The organism is Xanthomonas arboricola (genome assembly GCF_002940665.1).
Classification (GTDB): domain Bacteria; phylum Pseudomonadota; class Gammaproteobacteria; order Xanthomonadales; family Xanthomonadaceae; genus Xanthomonas; species Xanthomonas arboricola_B.
Window position 1 is genome coordinate 1324873 of the sequence record NZ_MIGY01000001.1, and the last position, 16349, is coordinate 1341221.

Annotated in this window: 11 protein-coding genes and 1 pseudogene; 3 read left to right on the plus strand and 9 right to left on the minus strand. The window is 68.9% G+C overall.

The annotated features are described in order from the left end of the window. Window positions 1–225 precede the first annotated feature (225 nt). The 3 genes from XarjCFBP7645_RS05820 to XarjCFBP7645_RS05830 form a co-directional block, all read right to left on the minus strand. Window positions 226–2385, minus strand: coding sequence for a lytic murein transglycosylase (locus XarjCFBP7645_RS05820; protein WP_429001453.1), 2160 nt, complete (start codon window positions 2383–2385; stop codon window positions 226–228). A gap of 315 nt (window positions 2386–2700) precedes the next feature. Continuing rightward, window positions 2701–2907 (minus strand): hypothetical protein, encoded by a 207-nt coding sequence (locus XarjCFBP7645_RS05825; RefSeq protein ID WP_039518438.1) that lies wholly within the window; start codon window positions 2905–2907, stop codon window positions 2701–2703. 264 nt (window positions 2908–3171) lie between these two features. Then, complete coding sequence (locus XarjCFBP7645_RS05830; RefSeq protein WP_102585275.1) at window positions 3172–4044, minus strand: LysR family transcriptional regulator; 873 nt, start codon at window positions 4042–4044, stop codon at window positions 3172–3174. Window positions 4045–4173: 129 nt separating this feature from the next. Between XarjCFBP7645_RS05830 and XarjCFBP7645_RS05835 the strand changes: the two genes are divergently transcribed. Beyond that, window positions 4174–4899: an SDR family NAD(P)-dependent oxidoreductase gene (locus XarjCFBP7645_RS05835; protein WP_258079502.1), complete on the plus strand. Its 726-nt coding sequence runs from the start codon at window positions 4174–4176 to the stop codon at window positions 4897–4899. Between the two features lie 150 nt (window positions 4900–5049). Here XarjCFBP7645_RS05835 and XarjCFBP7645_RS05840 read toward each other — a convergent pair whose 3' ends face one another. Then, entirely contained in the window at window positions 5050–5439 is a 390-nt protein-coding gene (locus tag XarjCFBP7645_RS05840) for a YchJ family protein (protein ID WP_104536538.1), read from the minus strand. An 82-nt stretch (window positions 5440–5521) separates the two neighbouring features. Between XarjCFBP7645_RS05840 and XarjCFBP7645_RS05845 the strand changes: the two genes are divergently transcribed. Continuing rightward, a complete protein-coding gene (locus XarjCFBP7645_RS05845; protein ID WP_181126183.1) occupies window positions 5522–6301 on the plus strand; it encodes a sulfite exporter TauE/SafE family protein in 780 nt (259 codons plus the stop codon). On the opposite strand, the gene XarjCFBP7645_RS05850 is transcribed toward XarjCFBP7645_RS05845, so the two are convergent. The 5 genes and pseudogenes from XarjCFBP7645_RS05850 to folE all read right to left on the minus strand — a co-directional run bounded on the left by XarjCFBP7645_RS05850 (window position 6298) and on the right by folE (window position 15733). Continuing rightward, window positions 6298–8358, minus strand: a complete 2061-nt coding sequence (locus tag XarjCFBP7645_RS05850; protein ID WP_181126184.1) for a TonB-dependent siderophore receptor — start codon at window positions 8356–8358, stop codon at window positions 6298–6300. The two genes, XarjCFBP7645_RS05845 and XarjCFBP7645_RS05850, sit on opposite strands and share 4 nt — an antisense overlap. A gap of 811 nt (window positions 8359–9169) precedes the next feature. Then, a pseudogene (locus tag XarjCFBP7645_RS05855) lies at window positions 9170–12565 on the minus strand (ATP-binding protein); the annotation flags it as partial. Window positions 12566–12953: 388 nt separating this feature from the next. Continuing rightward, the gene (locus XarjCFBP7645_RS05860) at window positions 12954–13655 is read right to left on the minus strand and encodes a DUF4194 domain-containing protein (protein WP_104536542.1); all 702 of its coding nucleotides are present in this window, start codon (window positions 13653–13655) and stop codon (window positions 12954–12956) included. Further along, the gene (locus XarjCFBP7645_RS05865; protein WP_016902174.1) at window positions 13642–15111 is read right to left on the minus strand and encodes a DUF3375 domain-containing protein; all 1470 of its coding nucleotides are present in this window, start codon (window positions 15109–15111) and stop codon (window positions 13642–13644) included. The genes XarjCFBP7645_RS05860 and XarjCFBP7645_RS05865 overlap by 14 nt, the downstream gene beginning before the upstream one ends. Window positions 15112–15130: 19 nt before the next feature. Beyond that, entirely contained in the window at window positions 15131–15733 is a 603-nt protein-coding gene (gene folE, locus XarjCFBP7645_RS05870) for a GTP cyclohydrolase I FolE (protein WP_016902173.1), read from the minus strand. Between the two features lie 131 nt (window positions 15734–15864). On the opposite strand from folE, the gene XarjCFBP7645_RS05875 reads away from it, so the two are divergent. Further along, window positions 15865–16320: a MarR family winged helix-turn-helix transcriptional regulator gene (locus tag XarjCFBP7645_RS05875; RefSeq protein ID WP_024939641.1), complete on the plus strand. Its 456-nt coding sequence runs from the start codon at window positions 15865–15867 to the stop codon at window positions 16318–16320. The last annotated feature ends 29 nt before the right edge of the window (window positions 16321–16349 follow it).

Sequence of the window (16349 nt, forward strand, 5' to 3'; positions counted from 1 at the left end):
GCCCTGGAGCGCCTGCGCCTCATGCGTGGGCCGGGGCGCGTAGCGGGGGTTGGGGTGAGGGTACCGACGAAGCCACAGGAACTGCGAGGTGACACGAGGCTTCGCCCGCACCCTCATCCGCCCCTTCGGGGCACCTTCTCCCGGTGGGAGAAGGGAGTCGTGCTGCTTCTTTCCTGTTTTGGAAAGCAGTGCAGGCTCTGCGCGAGCCTGGGGTGATTCTTGCGCTTACTCGACGCTGATGGTCTGGGTCAGCGTGTGGCTGGCGCCGGGGGCGAGTTCGATCACGTCCGGGCCGGCGTTAGCCGCTTCCAGGCAGACGTAATCGCGCCAGCCCTCGCCCACGTCGGCCATCTTGGCGGCTGCCTCTTGGCCCGGGTTCCAGGCCACCAGCGAGCGGCTGCCCTGGGTGGCGATGACGATGCGGCGGCCGAGCACCGGGTCGGTCAGGGTGTAGCGGCCACCGGCGTTGGTGTAGATGCGGTCGCTGCGGCCGGGGTCGCGTGGGTCGCGCAGGCTCCAGTCGCCCTGCTGGCGGTGGGCGGTGGCGTAGTTCTCGTACTTGTCGAGGTAGTCCAGCCCGTCCAGGCCCTGCACGCTGACGGTGAGCGCGTCGCCGACGCGGAAGTAGTTGTGCAGCGCCTGGGTGAAGCGCACCGGGGCCGGGCTGGTGTTTTCGGTGATCAGGCTTTGTTCGAGGGTGCGGCCGATGCGCAGGGTCATGCGCAGGCGCAGCGCCAGGTCGTCGAAGCTGGGCGGGGTCAGCGTGAGCACCAGCGTGCCGTCGTTCTCGCGCCGGCTCTCGGTGAGCTGCCAGGGCACGGTGCGCACGAAGCCATGCGCAGGGACCTCGCCGGTCTGGTCCTGGCGGCCGAAGTACGGCCAGCACACCGGCGCGCCGCCGCGGATCGGGGTGGGCGGCTGCTTGGCGGTGGGCGACAGCCACATCACGTCCTGCCCGCCCTTGGGCACGAACGACAGCAGCTGGCCGCCGAACAGGCTGATGGCGGCGGTGGAGAACGGGGTGTCGATCAACAGCGAGGGAAAGCCGTGGAAGTCGCCTGTGCGCAGGCCGGTGAGGTCGGACATGGGGGGTGCCTTCTGGACGATGGGGGATTGGACGAATGCGGGATAGGCGGCCGGCAGCTTGAACGCCGTGGCGCGGATGGCCGCCGCGCCGGCGACCGGCGGGGCGGCGCGCAGGGCGGTGAGGATGCGCTGGCCGGGGCGGCCGTCGGCCGGCTGCAGGCCCAGGCGGGTCTGCTCGACCTGGATGGCGCGCCGGCTGGCGGTGCCGATCATGCCGTCGGCCTCGCCGATCAGATGGCCGCGGGCCAGCAGCAACTGCTGCAGTTCGCGCCGTTCGGGCCGGCCCAGGCCGGGGTCGTCGGTGGGCCAGGCGGCGACCAGGCCGGCGCCACCGCGCAGGCGGTCGGCAAGCAGGGCGATCGACAGCGCGTAGCTTTCGGCGGCGTTGTAGGCGTAGATCGCGTCGTAGTTGCGGAACACCAGGAATGCCGGGCCGGTCGCGCCGGCCGGCAGCAGCAGGGCAGCCGGGGTGTCGGCGGGCAGGCCGGCCGGCGCCAGCGCCTTGCCGTCGGTGCCGAGCAGGCCGGCGTTTTGCCAGGCCTGCAGCGGTTGGCGCCGGGTACGGCCGGCCTTGCTGGCATCGAAGCCGGCGGGCAGGCGGACTTCCATGCCCCAGGGGCGGGCACGCTCCCAGCCGGCCTTGACCAGATAGTTGGCGGTGGAGGCCAGCGCGTCGGGAATGCTGGCGACCAGGTCGCGGCGGCCGTCGCCGTCGCCATCCACCGCGATGCGGGCATAGGTCGAGGGCATGAACTGGGTCTGCCCGAAGGCGCCGGCCCAGGAGCCGGTCAAGCCATTCGGCGACAGATCGCCTTGCTGCAGCAGGCCGAGCAAGGCAAGCAATTCGCCACGGAAGAATGGCTGGCGGCGGCCCGCGCACGACAGCGTGGCCAGCGAGACCAGCAGCGGGCGCTTGCCGGTAACGCGGCCGTAGTCGCTCTCCACGCCCCAGACCGCCACGATGGTGGCCGGATCGACCCCGGTCTGTTCGGACAGGCGCGTAAGCAAATCGCGGTGGGTGGCCAGCATGGCCTGGCCGTCGGCGACACGCTGGCTGTCGACCAGGCTGGCGAGGTAGTCCCAGATCGGGGTGGTGAATTCGGGCTGGGCATCGAGCAGCGGCAACACGCTGGGGTCGGGCGCCAGGCCGGCGGTGAAGCGCTGGAAGTCGGCGGCCGCCACGCCCTTGGCGGCGGCCTGGGTCTGCAGGCCGGCCAGGCAGCGGTCGAAGGCCGGATCGGCGCAGGCGATCAGCGGCGCCAGCGCCAACAGCGCAGGCAGGACGCGCCGGGTCGGCATCACGGCGCGATGGCCGGCGTGTGGACGGAGGTCATGCGGTGGAGCGCTCCTGCGGCAGGTCGAGCCGCCGAGGATAGCCAACCTGGCTGGTTGCAGGCGTGCAAGTCGTGATGTCGCGACGGCATGGTGCGCTGCGGTGGTCGGCAGCGACACGCAGGGGTGACTGTGCGGTACGCGCGCTTTTCAGAGGGGTGAGTGCGGCGCAGAGGCCATGTAGCGCCAGTCAGAGGGTGATGTTGCGCGCCAATGGAGTGGCATTGGTCCGGCCCGCCTGGTGAGGACGCCGCGGCAACCCAGCCGCGTCGATCGCCGCGCCTAGCTGCCGTCGCCGGTGATGCCGGTCAGCAGCGACAGCGCCGGGCTGGAGGGGCTGGTGTCGGACATGCGTCGGGCGCGTGCCCTGCGCGGGGCGTCGTGGCGGGGGCCAAACCAGATCAGTGCCGTGGCCAGGCACGCCGGCAGCACGATCGCGAACACCACGATGGCCACAAGCACCCACTGCCAGAGATTGAAGGTTGCCATCATCGTGTCCGCCCCGCGGCGAGCTCCGCCGAGGCGGCAAGCTTCCGGGATCGGCTGCGAACGTGGCGTCGAGAAAGCACGGCCGTGCCTGCCGTTCGTCGGAACGAACGGGGTGCCGGCTATCGCGTTAGATCACGCGGGCGATGGAGACAACCCGCGTGATTGCAGCAGCAACGCGGCGCATTGATCGCCCCGCACGCTCGCCGCACCAGCCAGGCTCCGGCAACGCGCGTTGCCACAGGGTCCGTCTGACGCCCGGCGGCTTCAGGCAAACCGCTCCAGCAGGAAATCGACGAAGCTGCGTACGGTGACCGAGCGCCAGCGGGTTTGGGGATAGAGCACGCTTAGTGGACGGTGCAGCTCCCGGTCCTGAAACAGCCGCACCAGCCGGCCCGCTTCCACGTCGGCACGCAACAGGAACGCCGGCTGCAGCACGATGCCCAGGCCCTGCAAGGCCGCCAGGTGCAGAGCCGGGCCGCTGGTGAGATGCAACTGCGCACGCGACAGCGGGCCGATTCGCTCGCCGGTGTAGTCCTGCCACTGGCCGAGCGCCTTGGCATCCATCCCCAGGCATTGGTGCCCGGCCAGCTCGGCAAGCCGTTGCGGGGTACCGTTGCGGTGCAGATAGGCCGGCGTCGCGCAGCACCACAGGCGATAAGGCTGCAGCGCGCGCGCCACCAGCGAGGACTCGCCCAGCGCCCCGATGCGGACGGCTACATCGATGCCCTCGTCGACCAGATCCTGCACCCGATCGCTGAGCTGCAGATCCAGGCTCACCTGGGGATGGCGCTGCAGATACTCGCCAAGCACCGGCGTGAGTCCATAGGTTCCGAACGACACCGGCGCGGCGACCCGCAGCGGCCCGGCCGGTTCCAGGCGCTGACCGTCGGCCTGCACCTGTGTATCGGCGACCAGCTCGAGAATCTCCCGGCAACGCCCGTAGTAGGCCTCGCCAAACGCGGTCAATCGCTGCCGTCGCGTGGTCCGCACCAGCAACTGCAGACCGAGGCGTTGCTCCAGGGCGCGCAGGTGGTTGCCCGCCATGGTCGGGGAAATGCCATGCGCTTGCGCCGCCGCAGCGAGGCTGCCGCCGTCCACCACGCGGACGAACACCTGCATGCTGTCCAGCAGATCCATTCAACACTCCTGGTTGCCAATCAATGCAAGATAACGACGTTTATCGCGGCTCGATAACGGATCAGGCTGGGGCCCTCACTCTGACGGACGTTGTCGATGAATCTGCAATTGCATGAACACACGGCACTGGTGACCGGCGCCAGCACCGGAATCGGCGCCGGCGTCGCCCGCGTGCTGGCGGCCGAGGGGGTGCAGCTGGCGATCACCGCGCGCCGCGCCGACAGGCTGGAACAGCTAGCCAGCGACATCGCGGCACAGGGTCACCCGCGCCCGCTGGTGATCCCCGGCGACATCACCAGCGCGACCGAGATCACGCGCATCGCCCGGGATGCCAGCCAGGCGCTGGGCCGGATCGAGATCCTGGTCAATACCGCCGGCGGCGCACGCCCTTTTGCGCTGGAGGCCAGCGATGCGGACTGGGACGAAGCCTTCGCGCTCAACTTCGGCAGTGCCCGGCGCATGACCCAGGCCCTGCTGCCCGGCATGCGCCACCGGCGCTGGGGCAGGATCATCAACTTCAGCGGCAGCATGGAGCCCCGCGAGGTCAACGGCGCCGGCGCGGCGAAGGCAGCGCTGCAGTTCTGGGCCAAGGGAATGGCCTCGCAGCTGGCGGCCGAGGGCATCACGGTCAATACCATCGCACCGGGACGCATCAATTCCGAACAAGTGCTGGACAAGCTCCATCCCACGGCGGAAGCGCGCCAGGCCTTCATCGCGCGCCATGTGCCGATCGGCTACTTCGGCGAACCCGACGACATCGCTCATCTGGCCGCCTATCTGGCCTCGCCCCTTGCACGCTATCTGACCGGTGAGGTGATTGCCGTGGACGGCGGCCTGCACGCCTTCGCCCACTAGCACGGCCGACTACCGACGTTACCGAGGGCCGGTGGGGGACCCGGCAGGCCGATATCGGCCGCAGCGGCGCGGTGCCGGCAGAGGTGCCGACGAGCGCTAGACGTTGCCGCGTCCTGGTGGTGTCCCGACAGCGACAGTGCCGGGCCCTGCTCAGCGCGCGTCGAGGTAATACCAGCGGCCGTCTTCGCGCACGAAGCGGCTGTGTTCGGTCATGCGCACCGCGCTGCCGCCGCCGATGCGGTAACGGGCCAGGAACGCCACTTCGGCGGTGTCGGTACCGGTCTCGATGGCGCGTTGCACGGTCAGGCCGAGCCAGGTGGTGCGGCCGCCCTCGTCCAGCGACAGCTCGGATGGGCACGTGGAGGGATGCCAGCTGGCGAGCAGGTACGCCACATCGCGGCGGACATAGGCGCTATAGCGCGCACGCATCAGGGTTTCGGCATCGGGCGCAGCGGCGCCGGCATGGTAGTGCCCGCAGCACTGCGCGTAGGTAGCGGCGCGGCCGCAGGGACAGGGATCGTTGGGAGTGGAAGTCGGCATCTGGCGATTGTGCGGGAAGTGGGAAGTGGGAGGCGGCGTTTCTGCGCGTTTATGCTGTCGCCCCGTCGTGCGGAGCGCCGCCTTGCTGGAACTGATCCCCACCGAATTGCCGTGGCTGCTGTGCATCGCTTTTGTCGCCGGGCTGGTGGATGCGGCGGTCGGCGGCGGTGGCCTGATCCAGTTGCCGGGATTGTTTGCGACCCTGCCGCAGCAGGTGCCGTCGCTGATTCTGGGCACCAACAAGTTCAGCGCGATGTTCGGCACCGGTGCCTCGGCGTGGCGCTATGCGCGCACCGTGCGCTTTCCGTGGCGGCCGGTGCTGTATGCGACGGTGGCGGCGTTTACGTTTTCGTTTCTGGGCGCGACCGCGGTCAGCCTGATGCCCAAGCAGGCGGTGCGGCCGCTGATCCTGGTGCTGCTGATCGCGATGCTGGTCTACACGCTGATCAAGAAGGACTTCGGCGCGCTGCATCGGCCACGCCAGATCGGCCGGCGCGAATTGATCACTGCCTTGGCGATGGGCGCGGCGATCGGATTCTACGACGGGTTCTTCGGGCCCGGTACCGGCAGTTTCCTGATCTTCCTGTTCATCCGCTTCTTCGGGCTGGACTTTCTGCGCGCCTCGGCCGCAGCCAAGGTGGTGAACCTGGCCACCAACCTGGCGGCGCTGTCGTTCTTCCTGCCCAGCGGCCAGGTGATGCTGGCGATCGGCATCCCGATGGCGGTGGCCAACGTGGCCGGTGCGGTCGCCGGCACGCGGATGGCGCTACGCGGCGGTACGCCGCTGATCCGCACCCTGTTCCTGGTGCTGGTCATCGTGCTGATCGGCAAGATGGGCTGGGATCTGCTGCACGGCGTTTAGAAATCCATACTCAGCGTCGCCGACAAGGTGCGCGGTGCGCCGGGATAATTGGTGGTCTGCGTCACCGGTTGCTCGATGTAGAAACGGTTGGCGACATTGCGCAGCATCAGCGCCAGTTGGTAACGGCCACCGAAGCGGTACGCCGCCGAGGCATCGAAGCGCGTGTAGCCGGCAATGCGATAGCTGTTGGCCAGATCTCCTTCGCGCTCGCCCACATGCACCGCGCCGGCGCCCAGGGTCAGGCCGTACAGCGGCCCGCTGGCGACGTGATAGGTGCTCCACAGACTGGCGCTGACCCGCGGTACGCCGCGCAGGCGGTTGCCGGCCGGGATGACGGTATCGCGGGTGACCTGCGCATCCAGATAGCCGGCGCCCAGAATCAGCCGCCAGTTCCGGGTGAGCTCGCCGGTGATGTCCAGCTCCAGCCCGCGCACGCGTTGCTGGCCGGTGACCAGCACGAAGCCGCTGTTGTCCGGATCGCTGGTGGCGACGTTGTCCTTGGTGATCTGGAACGCGGCGGCGGTGGCGAGCACGCGGTTGTCGAACAGCGCGCCCTTCAGGCCGAGCTCGTACTGGCGGCCGGTCTCCGGTGGTACGCTGCCGCCGGAAAACAGCGTGGCGCTGCGCGGCCGGAACGACGTGGAGGTATTGGCGTACAGCGATAGCTGCGGCGCCGCCTTCCACACCACGCCGATGCGCGGCGATGCACGCCGGCCGTCTTCGCGGGTGCGCGCGCCGTTGTCGATGGTGGTCTGCTGCACGTCGTCCCAGCGCACGCCGGCCAGCACGTCCCAACGCTCGCCGATGCTGATCTGGTCCTGCACATACAGCGCGGCATAGCGCGCATCGACATCGATTTCGCGCGCCGGCACATAGCTGCCCGGCAAGGCGCCCTGCACCGGGTTACGCACGCTGATGCGTGCCAGCGGTGCGCGCGCTTCGTCGGTGTGGCGATGCGCATCGACGTACTCGGCGCCGGCCAGCAGTTGATGGCGCAGCGGGCCGGTGGCGAAATGCGCCAGCGCTTCGGTCTGCGAGGTCGTTGCGCGCACCTGCTGGTCCTGGCGCACGGCGCGGCGCTGCAGGAAGGCGCGGTCGGCGCTGAAGCCGGTGAAGTCGGCCACGTCGCGGCCGCTGTCGCCGTCCTGGTGATTGAGGATCTGGCGCAGCGTCAGCCAGTCGTTGGCGTCATATTCGATGCGCCCGCGTGCGGTGCGCGAAGTGCCGTGATTGCGCGACCACGGCTCGCCGAAGCTGCGCTCGGCCGGTCCACGCACCACCCCGTCGATGGCGACCAGCCCGCGATCGCCCGGGCTGGTCTGGCGGGTGTAGTCCAGATCCAGATCGGCGCGCAGCTGCGCGTTCGGCCGCCAGGCCAGCGAGGGCGACACGAACACGCGATCGCCATCGGCCTGCGCAGCGCGAAAGCTGCCGGTTTCCTGCGCGGCGGCGCTGAGCCGTGCCGACAGCGTCGGGCTCAGCGGGCCGGTGACGGTCGATTGCACGCGGCGCAGGCCGTGTTCCGCCACCTGCACCTGTGCATTGCCGCCGAACACCGCATCCGGGCGCAGTGTGACCAGATTGATCACCCCGCCGGGTTCGCCGCGTCCGTACAGCACCGCGGCCGGTCCCTTAAGCACTTCCACCTGGGCGACATTGGCCAGATCGCGCACGGTCTCGGTGAAGTTCTGCGCCGGGTTGAGCAGGATGCCGTCGACCGCATACGAGGACGCCTCGAAGCCACGGATGACGAAGGTTTCCGAGCGATTGCCCTGGGTGCCGCCGGGCTGCACGTTGGAGACATTGGCCACCACATCCACCAGCCGGGTGAGCTGCTGTTCGTCGATGACCGAGCGCGGCACCACCTGGATCGCCTGCGGAATGCGCTCCACCGGCGTCTGCGTGCGGGTGGCACCGGCGGCCTTTTCCGGCCGGTACAGGGCGCGCTTTTCGCTGACCACGATGGCGTCGAGCAGGCTGGCCTCCTGGGCGGCGGCCGGCATGGCGGCAAACAGGGACGCGAACAACAGGTGGCGAGGCGCAGGCAGTGGGGTCATCGGGATCTTCAGCGGGACGATGCGCGCTAGCGGGCACATCTGGGCCGATAATGATAACGATTCTTATCTACACGCGCCTGCCTTGCTGCGCTGCTGACCTGGACGCCTGCGACCACAGCGCGGTGACGCAGGCATCCAGGTGGCGCGCTCAGCGTTTTCCGCGCGGCTTGCCTGTAGATCCGCGCGTGGACACAGCACGTGCCTTGGCCACGGGTTTGGCTGGCGCGGGCCTGGCCGCGCTACGCGCGGCAGTTGTCTTGGTTGCCTTGGTTGCGCCACCCAGCGAAGTGGTGGCGCGCCTGGTCGCTACCGTCGACTTGGCAGCGGGCTTTTTCGGCGGCGCCGCTGTTGTCGCGGCTTTGTTCGGCCTGGCAGTCGGTTTGGCGGACGCGGTCGCGCGCCTGGGTGCCGTCTCGGTGTTTGCCGGCGTCCTGGCCGGTTTGGTCGGCGTTGCCGGCTTGCGCGCTGTGCCCGTTGCAGGCGATGCACGCCTGGCTGATGCAGGTTTGGCAGATGCGGCCTTGCCCGCTGCGGTTTTCGCCTTCGCCGCCGCCGACGTGCCCGATTCCGCACGTGCGCTGGAAGCAGCTGTTTTCGCGGGCTTCGGCCCGGCTTGAACGGCCGGCGTCGATGCCGGCGCGACCTTGCTGGCGCGCCTGCTCGCCTTGGCCGCCACGTCGTCCTGTGCAGGGACGTCCTGAAGTGCCGCACCCTCAGCGCCAGAGACGGCACCGGTGCTGTCCATACGCGTTTCACCCTGCGTCGAACGCGGTGCATCCTCGCGCTGCGCAGCACTCACCGCCTGTTGCGTATCCGCTACAGCTGCCTCATCCCCGCGCGAGCGCTCGGGCAACTGGAGTCGCTGCGCCTGCTCGTCATAGTCGATCAGCAGCACGCCGGAGTTGTGCCGGCCGCTGATTTCCACAAAGCAGGCACCGCCGATGAACGGCTCCAGCGTCATCACCGATTTCAGCGGCGTGGCCACCACCATCTGGAAACCGAAGTTCTCGAAGATGTTCATTGCCAGCGCGGTGAATTCGTTGTCGGCCTTGTCGAAGGCTTCGTCCAGCACCACCGCGCAGTAGCGCGGCAGTTCGCCGTCTTCGCCGCCGAGCTGGTAGCGCAACGCGGCGGCCAGGCAGGTGGTCGCCAGCTTCTGGCGCTGACCGCCGGATTTGCCGGCGCCGCTGCGGTAGATCTCCACCTGTGCGCGGGTCTGCGCATCCAGCTCCACGCCGATGAATTCCACATGCTGGCGCACGTCCAGCACCTGCTCGCGCCAGCGGCGTGCGTCCGGTTCCTGCGCGCCCAGGCGTGCCACCAACGCGCGCAAGGTGGAAAACTGCGCTTCGGCCAGTGCGCGGTCTTCGGTCTGTTGATGCGACAGCACCGCGCGCAGCTGTTGCTGGAATTCCTGCACCTCGCCCAGGCGACGGTCGCTGACCTCGATGGTCAGCAGCGTGCCGCGATTGAACGGCACCTGCTCCAGACTGGCGTTGACCTCGTCCATGCGCTGCTTGATGCCCTTGTGGGCCTCGGCGGTGTGGCGCTGCAGGGCCAGCAGATTGTTCTTGCTCTGGGTCTGCAGCAGATCGAAGAAGCGGTGCTCGTGGCGCGGCAGGCCATCGCTTTCCAGGCGATCCAGGCGCGCGAGAAAATCGTCGGCACTGGCCAGGCTCACGGTGAAATCGCCGCTGTCTTCCGGCCATTGCTGGCAGTACTTGCGGAAGCAATCGAGCAGCTGCGCGCTGAGCCGGCTGTCGCGGCCCTGGCTCTCGGCCAGTTGCTCGGCCAGGCCACGCTCGACCACGCGGAAATGCGCCTCCAGATTGTCCAACGACAGCGGCGCCAACGCCGCCAGGCGTTCGCGCAGGCCCTGCAGCTGGGTGGGCGTGAGCGCGGCGGTGCCGGCACGGCTGGCACAGGCAGCGTGCTGCTGTTCGAGCCGGACCCGCTCGCGTGCCAGCTGCGCGCGCTCCAGCCGCACGTCCTCGTAGGTGCGCTTGGCCTGGTCGCGCAAGGTGCGTGCAGTCTCGATCGCCTGGCCGAGCGCGCGCAGGCCGCTGTTGCCTTCGCGCAGCTGCTGCAGCTGTTCGTCGATGTCGCTCAGGCGCTGCAGCTTGGGGCCGACATCGATCTCGTCCCAGTCGCGCTCCACCAGCGTGTGCGCGGCCAGCTGCCGTTCCTGGTCCTGCTCGCGTTGCTTGCGCAGCGCGGCCACGTCGGCATCGCAGCTGGCGATGCGCTGGGCAAGCGTCTGCGCTTCGCGCTCGAACACCTTGAGCTTGTCGCGGTTGTCGTGGCCCAGCAACCAGCGCTTGCGGTCATTGACCGCATGGCGGTCGTCCTTTTCGTAACGGTCGCCGGGATGCTTGACCTGCCCTTCGCGGGTGATGGCGCGGTCGGCATTGCGCAGCGCGGCGGCGTTGTCGACGCATTCGTAGTCGAAGCGGCGCATCAACTCGTTGCGCAGCCACTCGGTGAAGGCATGCTCGCGTAGCTGCAGCTTGCCCGGCAATGCACGCGCATCCGGCGTGCGCGCATGCAGCGCATCGTTGCGGCGTACCCGGAAATACACCAGCCGCGTGCCGAGCTGGGTGCGGTTGACCCACTCGCTGACCTGCGCGTAATGGCGGTCGTCCACCAGCAGCGACTGCGCAAAACCGCTCAGCACGCGCTCGATCGCGCCGCGCCAGGCAGATTGATCCTCGCGTACCTGCACCAGTTCGCCGACGAACGGCAGCGCCGCTTCGGCAATGCCGGTGTCCTCGCACAGGCGCGCGCGCAAGGCCTGCATCGGTGCCGGCATGCTAGACGGCGCGCGCTTCAACGCATCCAGTTCGGCGCGGATCTCGGCAAAGCGCCGCTCATCGTCGCGGCGCGCACCCATGCGCTCTGCGATCGCCTCATCCAGCGCGCTGGCGTCGTGCTTGCCGTTCTCGAGCACGGTCTGGGCATGCGCAATCTGCTCGGCAAAGCCGCTGGCGCCTGCGGCCAGGGCCGTGCCGAGCTGGCGGCAGGCCTGTTCGATCTGCACGCGGCGCCGCAAGCGCTCGTCGCGTTCGCGCTCGACCCGGGCGCGCTCGCGTTCGAGTTCCTCGATCTGCTCGCCACCGGCGGCGCGTTGTTCGCGCTCCAGCCCGGCGAGCTTCTGTTCGTGATTGTCCAGCGACTCACGCCGCTGGCCTTCTTCGCCGGCCAGCCCGCGGTCCTGGCTGTCGAGTTCGTGCAGGCGCGTCTCCAGCAAGGCCAGACGCTGCTGTTCGCGGTAGCTGTCCACACCCAGCTGCAGCTCGCGCAACTCGCCGACGCTGTGGCGCAGGGCCATCAGCGCCGCATGGTGCTCGCGTGCCGGGCTGAGCGTTTCCACCTGCCGGCGTGCGGTGACCACTGCATGGTGTGCGCCGTCGAGTTCGGCGAAGTCTTCCACCAGCCGGTCGGCCGCCTCGAACGTGCGCGGCTCGTCCAGCATGAAGCCGCGCAGGAACACATTGAGATCGCCCAGGTTCTTGGCCGACTGGGTCTTGTGCAGCAACCGCAACGCCATCTCGTTGCCGATGCCCAGCGTATGCCGAAAGCGCTCTGCGTAGCCGGCAAAGCCGTCGAAATGCGCGACCTCCTCGCCAAGACGCGCCTTGAGCCTGCGCAGATCCAGATCGAAGCCATCCAGCTCGCTGGCCACATCGAAGCTGCGCGGCGCGACCATGTAATGGCGGCGCACATCGGCCGCGGCATTGCCGCTGCCGGCGATCCAGAACAGGCGAATCAGGCTGACCGTCTCGCCGTGCGCGTTGCGGTATTCCAGTACCAGCGCCGACCAGGTGGCGCCCTTGCGCAGGTATTGGGTGGCGATCTCGCCCGAGGCGCTGTCCTGCTGATCGGCCCAGGCACCGCGCACGTACGACACCAGGCTGCGATCGCGCCCGCTGCGCTCGGCCTCGCGTGCGGCGGCGTTGAAGTCGACGATGCTGGGCGGGGTCAGCAATGCCGACATCGCATCCAGCAGGGTCGACTTGCCCGACCCGGAGCGCCCGACGAACAGGAAGCCCTTCTCGGCGATCGGCACCTCGGTCAAGCCATTGAACGTGCCCCAGTTGTGCACCTGCAACCGCCGCATGCGGAACTGCTGCGCGCGCTGCTCGGCAAGCGAATCAGTGAACAGGGACGCGCCCGGCTGCGCCGGCGACAGGTTGGACTGGGAATTCATGGCTCACTCACCAAAACGGGATGACGGGTAACGCTGAAGACGACTTACATCAGGACTGTTTGTAGCGGGGTGTTGCGTGCTGCTGGGCTGGTGGCGGTGCTGTGGTCTGGGAGTAATTCGGTACGGCCCCTTCGCGGCCGGGGCCGCTCCTACGGGTGCGGTGGTCTGCATTGACGTGGGGCGGCGGCGGCGGCCGATAAGGAAGCTGGATGCCTTGCTGCAGCCCGTGGAAAAAGTGATCGCGTTTGATCGGGCGTGAGAGCCGACATCCGTCGCACAACGCACGACTACACAAACTCCGCGCATCCCGGGCGTCATACATCGGGCATTGCGATCGGCCGTCCCCTCATCCGCGCTTCGGGCAGCTTCTCCCGAGGGGAGAAGCTGCTTAGTCGAGCGCAACATCTCCCTCGCGCAAGCCGCGATACGCCACCACCAGGGCCTGCACGTCTTCGGCCGAGAACAGCAACTTCAGCACTGGCGAGACCTCGTAGCGCTCCTCGCTGCCGCGCAGCCGCGACAGCAACTGGTTATCGCGCATCTTGCCGATCGCCGTCAGCACCCGTCGCGCGAATCCGGCGCGGTCGGTGGACACGTTCTTCTCGTAGACCGACAAGGCCTCCACCAACTGCGCTTCGTCCACCACCGCCCGCTCGCCGCGCGTATCGGCTTCGGCCAGTTGCTGGCGCAGGAACAGCAGCAGCACCGACTCGATAAAGGTCAGCGGCGCGCTGCGCAGCAGGGTCGGCGATTCCAGCTCGGCGGTGTCGGCCTGACGGGTGAAGGCCACCCCGCCCTCGCGGTCCAGCACCAGCTCCAGGAACAGCTCGCACAAGACCTGGCGGATCGCCGCCTCGTTGCGCAGCAGCGCAGGCCACAACGCACCGTGGCGTTGCGCATCGATGCTGGGGCCGGCCAGCAGCTGGCACAGAGCGCGCCGCGCATCGAACGGCAGCGTGCCGGTGTCGCCCAGAAACAGCTCGCCGCGCGGCTGTGCAGGCGATGTCTCCGTCAGCGGCGTGCGGCCGGCATCGACCGACGCGCCGCTGTCCTCGTCCGCGTCCAGGCGGGTGTCCTCAGTCCAGTTCATTGCGTTTCTCCCGGGTGAACCACACCAGCGGAATGCGTGCGCGCCGCAGGGCGCCGTCGCCGCCTTCCCATTGCACCGTTTCCATCTGTCCGTCGATCACCACGCCGTGGCGCGTGCCCAGCGACAGGTAACCGATCACGCTGCCCAGGCCCTGCGCGGCCGGGCGCTGCTGCAGCGCATCGCCGATGGTCAGGCGCGGGCGCTGGCCGAGCAGCTCGTGCAGGTCGCGGCGCAGGCTGCGCACGTCGATTTCCGATTGCGCGACCAGATCGCCCACGCTGTCGAGCGAGATGTCTGCCGCATCGGCGGCCTGCACGCGGCCATCGACCTGGGTCAGGCGCGGGTCGTGCAGGCGCCATTGCGACAGCGAACGCAGGCGGGCCGCGCTCAACGCCTGGGTGTAGCCGGTGGCGGTGGTGGCGTGCAGGCTGTCGCGCAGCTGTAAGGCTTCGCCCTGCGCCTGCTTGAGCAATTGATTGAGCCGGCGCTGCTCCAGATAGCCGCGGCTCTGCACGAAACCGCGCAGGCTGCGGGCGAAGTGCTGCATCACCGTGTGCACCTCGCCGCCGCGCTCCAGCAGCGTGCCGGTCAACCCGCGCAGGAAGGCGCGCTCGCGCCGGTCCAGCTTGCGCGCGAAACCGCGTGCCAGCAGCGCATCCAGCGCCTGATCGAGCTGGCTGCTTTGCTGGGTGTCGTTGAGCAGGCTCCAGAACGCCTCGAAGGTGCGCCCGGCCTCGCTGTCGGCGATCACGTCCACGCCGTTGAACAGCTGCTCCAGCACGTCGCCGCGTGCGCCCTCGTCGTCGATGATGCGTTCGCGGAACTGGCGGTTGAGCTGTTCGAAATCGTCGCGCACGCGATGGAAATCTTCGGCCAGCTCGTCGGAGAGATGGATCAGGTCGCGGGCACGCTCCAGCGCGCGCTTGCCATCCAGCGCGGCCACGCGGCCGGAGGCCACGCGTTCGATCTCGGCATCGATGCGCGCGCGTTCTTCGCGCAGGGCGGCCAGGCGCAGCTCCGGGTCGGCTTCGGTCTGGCCCGCCAGCTGCACCAGCTGCTGGATCACCAGCGACAGGCGGCTTTCGGTGGCGCTGCTGCTGCTCTCGCGCAGGCCGACGATGAAGCGGATGGCCTGGGTGGCCGCGCGCGACAACTCGTATTCTTCTTCGGCCGCACCCTCGGGCAGGCGACGTTCCAGCCAGCCCTGTGCCAGCCAATGCGCCAGATAGGCCTGCGCGGTACGCGGCAACTCGCGCGAGAGTTCGTCGGCGCGCAGCGCGTCGAGCTGGCGCTGCAGGCGCTCGTGCAGCACGGCCGAGGGCAGGCGGCGTTCGCCGTCCAGCAACACCGTCTGCAGCAGGCCGATCAGCTCCGGCGCGTGGTCGGCGGCCAGCAGTTTCCACACCGGCTGCTCGCGCAATTGGCGATAGCCGGCGATACGTGCCTGGTGCTTCATGGCGACGGCAACGGCTGCCTCAACGCTTGCCGCCCACTTCGATGAACTGCAGGAACTCGGCGCGGGTGCGCGCGTCCTCGCGGAAGCTGCCCAGCATCTTGGAGGTCACCATGCTGACGCCGCGCTTGTGGATGCCGCGGGTGGTCATGCATTCGTGCGAGCCTTCCACCACCACGCCGACGCCGCGCGGCTGCAGCACGTCCTGGATGCACTGGGCGATCTGCGCGGTCATCTTTTCCTGCACCTGGAAGCGCCGCGCATAGCTTTCCACCACGCGCGCCAGCTTGCTGATGCCGACCACCTTGCCGCGCGGCAGGTAGCCCACGTGCACCTTGCCGATGATCGGCGCCATGTGGTGCTCGCAGTGGCTTTCGTAGGAGATGTCGCGCAGCACGATCAGCTCGTCGTAGCCGGCCACTTCCTCGAAGGTACGTTCCAGGTACTCGCGCGGTTCCTCGCGGTACCCGCTGAACCAGTCGCCATAGGCTTCGGCGACCCGGCGCGGGGTATCCAGCAGGCCTTCGCGGGCCGGGTCTTCGCCGGCCCAGCGCAGCAGGGTGCGCACGGCATCTTCGGCCTGGGCCTGGGTGACGGGGGAATCGGGCTGGTCGGACTGGCTCATGCGCAGGGTGCACCCAAAGGGGGCGAGCATGTTACCCGAGGACGGGCCAGCGGCCCCAGTGGCGGTTGCGCCGGCTTGCCCGGGTTCCGTGACTATTGATTCATTGTTGAATTGATAGCATCCTATCTATTATGACGAACAGCGTTCTCTCCCCCCGCGCCCAGCTCAGCTCCGGCCTGCTGGTCGCCGCCCGCCAGTGGCAGCGGCTGGCCGACCAGGCATTTGCCGAATTCGGGCTGTCCAGCGCCTGCACCGGGCCGTTGTTGATGATCGGCCGCTCCGGCGGCGGCATCCGCCAGGTGGCGCTGGCCCAGCAACTGGGCATGGAAGGCCCTTCCCTGGTGCGGCTGCTGGACAAGTTGTGCGCGCAGGCGCTGGTGCGCCGCGAGGCCGACAGCAGCGACCGCCGCGCCAACCAGCTGTGGCTCACCGACGCAGGCCAGGCGCTGGTCGGGCGCATCGAGATCCGCCTGGATGCGCTGCGCGCGGAGGTGTTCGGCGCGCTCAGCGAGGCGCAGGTGCAGGTGGTGCTGACCTTGTGGGAGCAGATCGCGCAGGCGCACGCGCGGCTGAGTCAGCCCGACTGAGCCCGCTGTCGGGCGTCGCGCTGCGACGC

Coding starts and splice junctions, on each gene's coding strand:
- XarjCFBP7645_RS05820 (WP_429001453.1), bottom strand. CDS start 2,385: ATGCCGACCCGGCGCGTCCTGCCTGCGCTGTTGGCGCTGGCGCCGCTG.
- XarjCFBP7645_RS05825 (WP_039518438.1), bottom strand. CDS start 2,907: ATGGCAACCTTCAATCTCTGGCAGTGGGTGCTTGTGGCCATCGTGGTG.
- XarjCFBP7645_RS05830 (WP_102585275.1), bottom strand. CDS start 4,044: ATGGATCTGCTGGACAGCATGCAGGTGTTCGTCCGCGTGGTGGACGGC.
- XarjCFBP7645_RS05840 (WP_104536538.1), bottom strand. CDS start 5,439: ATGCCGACTTCCACTCCCAACGATCCCTGTCCCTGCGGCCGCGCCGCT.
- XarjCFBP7645_RS05850 (WP_181126184.1), bottom strand. CDS start 8,358: ATGACCCCACTGCCTGCGCCTCGCCACCTGTTGTTCGCGTCCCTGTTT.
- XarjCFBP7645_RS05860 (WP_104536542.1), bottom strand. CDS start 13,655: ATGAACTGGACTGAGGACACCCGCCTGGACGCGGACGAGGACAGCGGC.
- XarjCFBP7645_RS05865 (WP_016902174.1), bottom strand. CDS start 15,111: ATGAAGCACCAGGCACGTATCGCCGGCTATCGCCAATTGCGCGAGCAG.
- folE (WP_016902173.1), bottom strand. CDS start 15,733: ATGAGCCAGTCCGACCAGCCCGATTCCCCCGTCACCCAGGCCCAGGCC.
- XarjCFBP7645_RS05875 (WP_024939641.1), top strand. CDS start 15,865: ATGACGAACAGCGTTCTCTCCCCCCGCGCCCAGCTCAGCTCCGGCCTG.